This window comes from Formosa bonchosmolovskayae, from assembly GCF_051016085.1.
Taxonomy (GTDB): domain Bacteria; phylum Bacteroidota; class Bacteroidia; order Flavobacteriales; family Flavobacteriaceae; genus Formosa.
Map to the genome: position 1 here is coordinate 1760028 of NZ_CP174605.1, position 11352 is coordinate 1771379.

Below are 11352 nucleotides of genomic sequence, written 5' to 3' on the forward strand. Positions count from 1 at the left end.
TAAATACACATCGTATGACTACTAAAAATAATACACTTTTTTCCGATTTTAAGCCAGTGACTAAAGCTGCATGGTTGGAAAAAGTTAATATAGATTTAAAAGGTGGAGATTTCAATAAAAGACTGGTTTGGAAGAACCTAAACGGCATTGATATTCAACCTTTATATAATACGGAAGACACTATAGATTATCTTAAAAACACTGGAGAAAATGCGCAAGCATTGGTAAACTATAGATGTGTTGTGGTGGCTTCTGCAGAAAGCGGTAATGCTTTAGCACAAAAAGCCGTTGAGGAGGGTATAAATGGTTTGGTTTTTCAAATCGAATCTAAGGTGTCTGTTGTTACTTTACTAAAAGGGCTTGATTTAAACAGCATTACAGTCTCTTTTGTGTTATCTGATAACACTTTAGATTTTGCTACAGATTTCTTTTCATATGCCGAAAAAAATGTGTCCGATAAAAGTAACTTAAACGGATATTTTGATCTTGGTGTCCTTTCAAATTATGTAACAACTGCCACTCTAGAAGCGGATATATTTGAAACTTTAGCCAAAGTAATTTCTTTGGGAGCAAAGTTTTCAAACTTTAAAATGATTACTATCTCAGGAACTACTTTTTTAGATTCTGGAGCAAATCAAGTTCAAGAAGTAGCATATACTTTAAATGCTTTAGTCGCTGTAATTGAAGCGTTAGGAGATCAGGATGTCGCAGCGGAAACTGTTTTTAATCGCTTGCATATTCAGTTGGCTATTGGTTCTGAGTATTTTGTCGAGATGAGCAAATACAGAGCTTTAAACAGTTTGGTCTATAAAATCGCTGAAACCTATGGCGTGTCTAATTTTAAATTTACACTTACGGCTAAGACTTCCATTTGGACAAAATCTGTGACCGATGCACATGCCAATATGTTGCGTTCTACCACAGAAGCCATGTCGGCTATTCTTGGGAATGTAGATGGTATTCTAGTCGATGCTTATGATAAAGAATTTAAAGATCCCTCAGATTTTTCGAGTCGGATTTCTGGCAATATTACAACCATATTAAGAGAGGAATCTTACTTCGGAAAAGTTGCTAATCCTGTCGATGGGTCTTATTATATAGAAGAAGTAAGTACAAAAGTAGCGACAAAAGCTTTAGAATTATTTAAAGCAATCGAAGCGGATGGAGGTTTCTTTACTGCTTTTGAAAATGAAACGATCCAACAGCAAATTGCAGAGATTCGTCAGAAAAAAATCAAGCTAATTAGTCAGAGACGTTTGCCAATGGTTGGGGTAAATAAATATCCAAATCTAATGGAAAAACTAGATTCTAAAGTGCTATTTTCAGGAGGAGAAATGAATTCTAAAGTATTAACACCTAGACGAGCGTCTTTAGAAATAGAAGCGCTTAGAAAAGTTTCCGAAGATATCGTAGAAGAAGCTGGCAAACGTCCAGTTGTAGAATTGGCAAGTTTTGGAAACTTAACCATGCGTAAAGCAAGAGCTGCTTTTGCATACGATTTTATTGGAGTAAGCGGTTTCGAAGTTTTGCAGGAGAAAAGTTACGAGAGTGCAGAGCAAGCGGCTGAAGCTAGTGCAAAATCAGCATCGGAAGTGGTTGTTATTTGTAGTTCAGATCCAGATTACGACGATCATGCTTTAGCATATGTAAAAACATTTAGAGCGTTAAATAAAGATAAAGTGCTATTATTAGCCGGAAATCCTGTAGCCATTTTAGACGATCTTAAAGAAGCAGGTTTAGACGATTGTATTCATATAAAATCGGATGTGATTCATACCATTTCGGGTGTTCAGAAAAAAGTTCGGAAACATATTAAAAAGTAGCGGTGTGACATTGATAAACACTTCCGCGCTGAGGTTTTTTCAATAGCATGTGACCATTGATTAACAAAAAAAGAAACACATGAAACCAAATTTTTCAAATATAACATTAGACACAGCATCAAAGCAAGAAGCAGTGCCTTCAAATAATAAAGCCATTTGGAATACTCCAGAAGGGATTCCTGTTAAAACACATTTTTCTAAAGAAGATCTTGCCAATGCAGAACATTTACAATTTGTTTCTGGATTGCCACCATTTACCAGAGGACCTTATAGTGCGATGTATGCGTTAAGACCTTGGACTATTCGGCAGTATGCAGGGTTTTCTACGGCAGAAGAATCTAACGCCTTTTACAGACGTAATCTTGCCGCCGGACAAAAAGGATTGTCTGTGGCGTTCGATTTAGCTACACACCGTGGATACGATTCCGATCACCCAAGAGTAACGGGAGATGTTGGAAAAGCCGGAGTTGCCATAGATTCTATATTAGATATGGAAATTTTATTCGACCAAATTCCGTTAGATAAAATGTCTGTATCCATGACCATGAACGGAGCCGTGCTACCCATTATGGCGTTTTACATTGCGGCAGCCAAAAAACAAGGCGTAGCATTAGATCAATTAAGCGGAACGATACAAAACGATATTTTAAAGGAATTTATGGTGCGTAATACGTACATATATCCGCCATTACCATCTATGAAAATTATCGGAGATATTTTTGAATACACGACCAATAACATGCCTAAATTTAACTCTATTTCCATTAGTGGATATCACATGCAGGAAGCCGGTGCGACTGCAGATATTGAGTTGGCATACACCTTGGCCGATGGTATGGAGTACATTAGAACCGGTTTGGCTTCAGGATTAAAGATTGATGAATTTGCACCTAGACTTTCATTTTTCTGGGCGGTTGGAATGAATCATTTTATGGAAATTGCTAAAATGCGTGCCGCACGTATGTTGTGGGCAAAAATTATAAAACAGTTCAATCCAAAGAACCCTAAATCTATGGCATTACGTACGCATAGTCAGACGTCGGGTTGGAGTTTAAGTGAGCAAGATCCTTATAATAACGTAGCTAGAACATGTATAGAAGCGATGGCAGCCACATTAGGAGGTACGCAGTCTTTACATACCAACGCGCTGGATGAAGCCATTGCCTTACCAACAGATTTTTCTGCAAGAATTGCACGTAATACACAAATTTATATACAGGATGAAACCCAAATGACTAAGGCTGTCGATCCTTGGGCAGGATCTTATTATGTTGAATATTTAACTCAAGAAATCGCTAAAAAAGCATGGACCCTTATTGAAGAAGTAGAGGAACTTGGTGGTATGGCCAAAGCCATTGAAACCGGAGTGCCTAAAATGCGTATTGAAGAAGCATCGGCAAGAAAACAAGCACGTTTAGACTCTGGACAGGATATTTTAGTGGGTGTAAATAAGTTTAAAACAGATGAAAAATCGTCTATAGAGATTTTAGAAGTTGATAATACAGCGGTTAGAGATTCTCAAATTGCACGTTTGAAAAAATTGAAAGCAAATAGAGATCAAGCTGTAGTGGATAAAAATATAAAAGCATTAACAGATTGTGCAGGAACGGGGAAAGGCAATTTATTAGAATTGGCTGTAGAAGCCGCAGAAAACTTTGCGACACTTGGTGAAATTTCTGATGCTTTAGAAGTGCATTTTGGTAGACATAAAGCCGATACAAAATTAATTAGTGGGGTGTACAGCAAAGAAGTTAGTAACGATACCACTTTCGCAGAAGCATTAAAATTAGCCGATCAGTTTGCTGAAATTGAAGGAAGACGGCCGCGTGTTATGGTTGCTAAAATGGGACAAGATGGTCATGATCGAGGAGCCAAAGTTGTAGCCTCTAGTTTTGCCGACTTAGGTTTTGATGTGGATATGGGACCTTTATTTCAAACCCCAGAAGAAGTAGCGAAACAAGCAATTGAAAACGATGTGCACTTTGTAGGCGCTTCAAGTTTAGCGGCAGGGCATAAAACATTAATTCCGCAGTTAATTACAGAACTAGAAAAATTAGGAAGACCAGATATTATGGTATTTGCAGGAGGTGTTATTCCGGAGCAAGATTATCAATTCTTGTTGGATCATAAAGTAGTTGCCATTTTTGGACCAGGAACTGTAATTTCAAAATCAGCTATAACAATCTTAGAGAAATATTTAGAACACGAAGAAGCTTAGTAATAAGTATTGATTTGTCGAAAAACCCCGTTGCTGATGTGTGATAGTAATGGGGTTTTTTATGTTTAAATTATAAGTGTGGGAATGCCGTGTGTTATTTTTGTTCTAAATAAACTGTCTGCGTTTTCCCTTTGTCATAAACGCTTTCTGGAGTAACGATATCGAATACTGTAACATCTCCTTCTATTTTAGAATTTCCTTGTTTCTGAAGCGCATATTTACCGCTAATTTCAAAAGATAATTTAGATAATTGTTGTGTGGGGTCTACAGCTTCAATGAGCCAACCTCGTTCTTGTTTCGTTAAACTGAGTAAACACGGAGATTTTAGTTTTAATTTCTGATGCGTTTTTATTTCAATCTCACAAGGTTCAAACGCGCTAATTGAAATGGTTTGTCCGTTATTAAAGCTTACAGCGTGTACTTTATTGGTGTGTGCTATTATGTGCCCTAATTCATCTTCAATAACCTTATTAACGTCATCTTTAGATACACCTACAACGCTTACATAGGCATATTTTTCATTTGTAGGTTGAAGCCCATGATTCACTTCTAAATTAAAAACGGCCTTAGAAATAAGACTATCGGAATGCCAAGTTAAAATTCTTTTCCAACTGCCAGTTTGTGTCTCGTGTTTCACATGGAATTGTTGCTTACCTAAATTTATATAAGCAATACTATCATGCCATACCGAGGAGATATGCGCCTTGTTTTTATTTACAATAATTGGCCCTTGTTTTAAACTTTGGTTTACGGTTGTGGTTACATTAAAGTGTCTATTGGTAGAAATTCCGGAGCCTAGAGCGTAAATTTTATTGTTTACAAAAAAGTACGATTTATTTGCTTGCAGACTATCTCTGCGGTATTTAAACGCCGTAAGACTTACTTTTTTACCTTTTAAGCCACCCGTGAAATAGGAGTTGTTTTTATAACCATCCCAAGTTAAAACGGGAAGGTTAGCGGTGTCTTGTACTGTAGTCGTACCTGGTAATCTTTTCCAGTCCCAGACGGGATAAATATCTTCATATTCTTTTCCAGTCCGATAAATTAACTGCGTGCCATCGCCTAAGTAATATCCAAGTTGATTTTCTCCGTTTCCAGCTTCCGCACCGATAACCCGTTGAGACGACATTCTTACGGCCGAGAAAAAAGTGTCTGTTCGGTATAAACTGTAATCTGAATTACGAAAATGTATATATTCACTAGGAGCATGTTCGGGGTTATTATGGCCGTCGAAAAGATTAAATTTTCTCTCTAAACTTTGGTACAAATCACCTTTGGATTTTGGTCCTCGATATTTTTTACCATCTACAAATTCAGGAAAAATTTGTCGTCCGGTTGCTAATATTTCATAGTTGCCTTTATAGACTACTTTTTGTTGTCCTTCGAACATGAGATTACGCATTAAGTCTACTTGTTGCGAGGAGAAGGCTATATCTGTTTCTTTGAAAATAAACATCCATTTAATAATGTCTTCGGCAAAATGCAAACCATAATTTCCAAACTGAGGTTGGGGACCATGTTGATGGAACGAATAATCGGGCTGAATACCTTCTTGGTAAGGTGCAGATGGAATCAATACGGACTTAATGGTATTGGCAGCAGTACGAATTAAAGTGTCGTTTGCGCGTAAGAGTTCACGCATAAACACATTACCGCTAAGCCACGTTTTATTCTGCCCAGTCATGTATATTTTAGACTTGTCCATAATTTTTAAGGACTTCGTCATTGTAGAATCAGGAATTATAGATTCGCAAAGTATTAGAGTAGGACCAATGTTTTGAGGAATACCAATTTCTGAATGCCACCAGTTGTCGCTATAAAAATTATTATAACTCCAGAAGTTTAAAGCGCCAACTATAGTCGTAGCCAATGTATCTGAGTTATAATATTTACTATTTACATCTTCAAAAGCAATTGCTAAAGACACTAATCTTGTAAGATGTTGTTTAGGTGTCCAATTACTTCTGCGATGCAAGGTGTAATCGATATCTGGAAAAGAAAAATCTGTAGAGATGCTATTAAGTAAAGCTTCTACTTCATTATCACTAATAGTTTCCAGTAAATAAAAGTCTTTTAGATTTTGCTTGAGTTTATCTATATCGGTTGCATAAATAGATTGATTACACAAAAAGATTATAGCAAGTATTAAACAACGATAAAGTCTCATAAAAAAGGGGGCTTTAAATCACCTTATCTTTTTAAAAGACTCCATAATAGATTGAGCCGCTTTTACAGGTGATATGTGTGAAGATACAACATCATGCTCTAATGCGGAAAGCTTGCTTTTAATTTCTGGAGAACCGTAAAACAGGTGTTTTAATTCTTCGTTGATGTTGTTATACATCCACTTTATGTTTTGTTGATTTCTATTTTCGAGGAAATAACCATTTTGGTCTATAAGTGCTTTGTATTTTAAAACCTGTTCCCAAACGGTATCTATTCCTGTGTTTTTTGTTGAAGAGGCTTTGGTAACTACGGGAGTCCAACCTGATTCTGGTTGCGGAAAAATATGTAAGGCATTTTGATATTGCAAACGTGCCATTTCACTTTTCTTAATATTATCGCCGTCGGATTTATTAATTACCACCATATCGGCCATTTCCATGATTCCTTTTTTAATGCCTTGAAGTTCGTCTCCTGCGCCTGCGAGCATTAATAAAAGAAAGAAGTCGGTCATGCCATGAACTGCTGTTTCCGATTGGCCTACACCAACGGTTTCAACTAAAATAACATCGTAACCAGAAGCTTCGCAAAGGAGCATGGTTTCTCCTGTTTTATTGGCAACACCACCAAGGGTGTCTCCCGTAGAGGACGGACGAATGTAAGCATTCTCGTTATTGCTAAGTTCTTCCATACGCGTTTTATCGCCCAAAATACTTCCTTTGGAACGCTGACTACTCGGGTCGATAGATAAAATGGCTACTTTATGGCCTAAGCTAGTTAAGTGTTTTCCGAAGGCTTCTATAAAGGTGCTTTTTCCAACGCCAGGTACGCCTGTAATTCCGATTCGGATAGAACGTCCGGAATGTGGTAATATAGATTGAATAATCTCTTTTGCTAGTATTTTATCACTGTCTAAATTACTTTCAATAATGGTAATAGCTCGAGAGAGAATAACCCGATTGCCCTGTAAAACACCATCTATATATTCTTGAGCTGATAGTCTGTTTTTGCGTTTATATACCTTCATATTATCCCTGTAATTTAATAACTAAACGGTGCCTTATCGTTGTATTACAAAGATACTTATAACCATAAAAAATCACGATAATTACAGGATTGTTTTTTGTAATTATCGTGATTTTTGCGTTAGGGATTGCAGTGAAAATCCTTTTGCTTTTTAGCAAAAGATTGCAACGGAAAGCGCGCCCCTTGGGGAACGCCCAAATGTATTTAAGCTTTAGAGGTAACCGACTTTACAAAGACATAGCCGAAACCTAAGAATAGCATCAGGTGGAATGGAAACAGTCCAAAATCGCCACCTTGGTCGCCTACTACAAAGGCGCTATACATTCCAAAAGCGAAATACAAGGTTAGTAAGCCTTCAAAAATAACATTTATTGAGATGTTTTTCTTGATGTATTTATTGTCTTTCCAGCTGTCTTTTAGCGTGCTAATATTAAATTTTGGTGTCCGCACAAATTCACTTCGTTTACCTGCATGACCCTCTAAAACAGCAATAGAATTGTGTAAAGAAAAGCCCATGGCTACTGTGAAAAATGTAAAAAACATGCCGATGTATTTAATGAAGTTCTTAACGCCTCCACCGTAAATGTTTTTGTACATAAACCAGTAACAAATAAAGAAAATAATACTACTTACTACGAAGAAACTCATCACATAGAAGTATGGTTTTAAATGTGCATATTCGTTTTTAATATACAACATCGGGATGCTTAAAACGGCTACAATAAACACGTTTAAAAACATGGTGCTGTTTAGTAAATGTAAGACCCCATGAAGTTTTGTTTTTCCTGAAATGTTATCGGATTTTAAAACGCGCCAAAGCATTTTTCTAAAGTTTTCCGCACCTCCTTTGTTCCATCGAAATTGTTGCGAACGCGCCGCACTAATTACTACGGGAAGTTCGGCAGGCGTTTCGACATCTTCTAGGTATTTAAACTTCCAGTTTTTAAGCTGTGCACGGTAACTTAAATCGAGATCTTCTGTAAGTGTATCGCCTTCCCAGTTTCCTGCATCTAGAATACAAGCCTTACGCCAAACACCGGCGGTACCATTAAAATTTATAAAATGTCCTTTACTATTTCTTCCTACTTGTTCTAAAGTAAAATGAGCATCTAAAGCAAAGGCCTGGATTCTTGTAAGTAAAGAATATTCGCGGTTTATATGTCCCCAACGGGTTTGTACAACCCCAATATTTCTATCCTTAAAATACGGAAGAGTACGTAATAACCAGTCTGATTCTGGTAAAAAGTCGGCATCGAAAATGGCGATAAATTCTCCTTTTGCGATTTCTAATCCTGCTTTTAAGGCACCAGCTTTAAAACCGCTACGGTCTGTTCTGGTAATGTGCGTAATATCTAAGCCAGTTGCTTTTAGCTTTGCGACATGAGCACGTGTGGTTTCTACGGTTTCGTCTGTAGAATCGTCTAGAACTTGGATTTCCAATTTATGTTGCGGGTAATCCATAGTCGCTATATTTTCTAACAAGCGATCCATAACATACATTTCGTTGAAAACAGGTAGTTGAATGGTTACTGTTGGAAGTTCATTCACTTTAGAAACGTCTAAAGGCGGGAGTTGATCGTTCTTTTTATGTGCAGAAAGATAATTTAAAAGTAAGTTTAATTGGGCTAAAGCATACATGAATATTAATGCTAAAGACGTTGAGTATATGGCAATTGTGATAATTTCTAAAATCATTTTTTGAAACTGTATTTAAAAATCCAATAGAGAATTTTTATGCCTGCAAATATAGCACCTTTTATTGTCCCTGAAACTTTTGAGACCCCAATTCTATTCCTATATTTTACAGGAATTTCACAATACGATAAGTTCTGTTTTAAAACCTTTAATTGCATTTCTACTGTCCAACCATATGTTTTATCTATCATATTGAGGTTTAGTAGTTTATCGTATTTTATAGCTCTAAAAGGTCCTAAGTCGGTGAAAGTAGATTTAAAAAATACTCGCATTAAAGAGGTCGCTAACCAGTTACCAAACTCTTGTGGAACCGTCATAGATCCAGATTCTCGTAGACGCTTAACGCGAGAACCCACCACAAAATCTATATTATCTTCTAAAATAGGCGCAATAAGTTCGGTTAGTTGTTCTGGATAATCGCTATAATCGCCATCTAAAAAAACTATGATGTCTGGTTTTTCTTCTTGTTTGGAGATGTAATCCATGCCTTTTAAACAGGCGTAACCGTAACCTTTATTTGTTTCGGTTAGTACAGTTGCTCCAGCTTGCTTAGCATTTTTTTCGGTGTCGTCGCTGGAATTGTTGCTAACAACTATAATTTCATTAACAAGATCGGGGATATCTTGAATAACATGTGCAATGGAATCGGCTTCGTTATACGCCGGAATAATAACTTTAATTATAGACATACTAATGTTTCTGAGAATAGAAGGAGCAAATATAATTAGTTATTTGGATTTGCTTTTGTGTTTTTAAATTCATCTTATCGCCCCAGAATTTAATTTTATGTTCTGAGTAACATCCGTTTTAGTCTAAATAAATATCATTTCCTTTCGTAAGGTTTTATTCTTCTTCAGTCTCCATACTTTTAAAGTCTTTTATGGCTTTGTTTGGTTCTATAATATTATAGCCTTTCCAAAATTCTGGATCGTAGGTAGGAAGGTAAATAGGCTCTACTTTTGCTTTTTCTTTAAAAGTATTAAAGTCGCTTGCTGTTAAAACTTCATTTTCGAAAACTACCATTTCACGTTTGTAACGATTTGTCACTATAAAGTTAATATCTGCCGAGAGTTCGTTTTGTTTTCTACGACCTCTTACGTGTTTGTTTTTTTCAATAATTTTAAGAGGCCTGTCTATACTGGTTTTATTAGCACCTTGTATTTCGGCATATTTTAAACTGTAAGTATCAGCATTGTTTTTTGCGTAAATTAGGCTTCCTTGTTTTAAATAAACATCTAATCCAACCCCAAGTAATTTGAATGTTTTTAAGGATTTTACGTTTTTAAAATCAATTCTAATTACAGCAAAATCGTTGGTGTTAATGTATAAAACACCTTTATAGTCTTCGCTACGTTTAGGTTTAAACGCTATTTTGTATACATACTGATCGTTTAAAAAAGAATAATCTAAGAGCTCAAATTCGTATCTGTTAGATTTATGTATGCAGTTTAAATACGATTTTTCGTTTACGAAGCTGATTTGTTCAAGGGCGTTAATACCGCGTTTTCTATATTTTAAAAAATTCTTTTTCCTGTCCTCTTCTTTTTTCTGTTCAGCCTTTATATAGTCGTCTGTTTTTTGATCTGATTCGTTTTGAAAAAATGAAGAATCTATATCTTGTTTGGTTCCGAACCACCCCGATTTAATTTTGAAATACGAATCGCGCTTGACGTGCTTTTGTACAATAGCATTTAGTTTTTTTTCGTATGCCTCGAAGGTCATTTCATTATTTTTATCATAAAGTTCTGATGCTTTTAAAATCTCGAGTTTATTAATAGTATCTTGGTCTTTATCTGTGCGATTCTTATAGAATTCGCCAAGTACTTCGGTATAATGATACGACTCTAATGGCACGTCGTTAATTATACTATCGGTTAATTCTTGATTGAATTCAGGGATGGTAGATGCTTTAATTTTAACCGATTTTTTAAGAATAGTAGATCCATAAGATTCCCTAAAAAAGAGGGTGCTTTTTTCGTAATCTACGGCGTAATTCTTCTCTAAATGGTCTTCAACTTTATCAATAATTTCATCTACCGTGTAATTTTTATTGAAGAGCATGACTTCTTTTAACTCGATAGATTTAGGTTTTAAATATACTATACTATCTTTAAATGTATGGGCTGGAAATTGTTTTGATTCGTAACCCAAACAACTAAAAAATAAGGAATCCTGCGCAGTAAGTGATGTGTTTATTTGCAGTTGAAACTGCCCAACGTCATTACTTATAACACCCGTAGAATTATTATAAGATATGGTCGCGTAAGCAATAGGTTCTTTATTGGTAGAATCTAAAACTCTGGCATGAATTTCGGTTTGGGCGAGGATAGGTGATGCAAATAAGATAAAAAAAGCAAAGATTAGAAGATAGTGGTGTTTCATATGGATAGTTTTATGTGAAAGTAATTTAATACATGAAACGATGAA

General features: G+C 36.0%; 7 protein-coding genes. 2 read left to right on the top strand and 5 right to left on the bottom strand.

Annotated features, from left to right (window positions below):
• The first annotated feature begins 14 nt into the window (after positions 1 to 14).
• A complete protein-coding gene (locus ACKC83_RS07410) occupies positions 15 to 1823 on the top strand; it encodes a methylmalonyl-CoA mutase family protein (RefSeq protein ID WP_434037576.1) in 1809 nt (602 codons plus the stop codon).
• A gap of 79 nt (positions 1824 to 1902) precedes the next feature.
• The gene (scpA, locus tag ACKC83_RS07415) at positions 1903 to 4041 is read left to right on the top strand and encodes a methylmalonyl-CoA mutase (RefSeq protein WP_434037577.1); all 2139 of its coding nucleotides are present in this window, start codon (positions 1903 to 1905) and stop codon (positions 4039 to 4041) included.
• Positions 4042 to 4135: 94 nt separating this feature from the next.
• Here scpA and ACKC83_RS07420 read toward each other — a convergent pair whose 3' ends face one another.
• From ACKC83_RS07420 to ACKC83_RS07440, 5 genes are all read right to left on the bottom strand, one after another.
• Positions 4136 to 6208, bottom strand: coding sequence for a polysaccharide lyase family 8 super-sandwich domain-containing protein (locus ACKC83_RS07420; protein WP_434037578.1), 2073 nt, complete (start codon positions 6206 to 6208; stop codon positions 4136 to 4138).
• Between the two features lie 18 nt (positions 6209 to 6226).
• A complete protein-coding gene (gene meaB / locus ACKC83_RS07425; RefSeq protein WP_434037579.1) occupies positions 6227 to 7231 on the bottom strand; it encodes a methylmalonyl Co-A mutase-associated GTPase MeaB in 1005 nt (334 codons plus the stop codon).
• Positions 7232 to 7434: 203 nt separating this feature from the next.
• Complete coding sequence (locus ACKC83_RS07430) at positions 7435 to 8925, bottom strand: cellulose synthase family protein (protein ID WP_414036318.1); 1491 nt, start codon at positions 8923 to 8925, stop codon at positions 7435 to 7437.
• Complete coding sequence (locus ACKC83_RS07435) at positions 8922 to 9614, bottom strand: glycosyltransferase family 2 protein (RefSeq protein WP_434037580.1); 693 nt, start codon at positions 9612 to 9614, stop codon at positions 8922 to 8924. Before ACKC83_RS07435 ends, ACKC83_RS07430 begins: the two co-directional genes overlap by 4 nt.
• Before the next feature lie 154 nt (positions 9615 to 9768).
• On the bottom strand, positions 9769 to 11307 hold the full coding sequence (locus ACKC83_RS07440; protein ID WP_434037581.1) for a carboxypeptidase-like regulatory domain-containing protein: 1539 nt from the start codon (positions 11305 to 11307) through the stop codon (positions 9769 to 9771).
• Between the last annotated feature and the right edge of the window lie 45 nt (positions 11308 to 11352).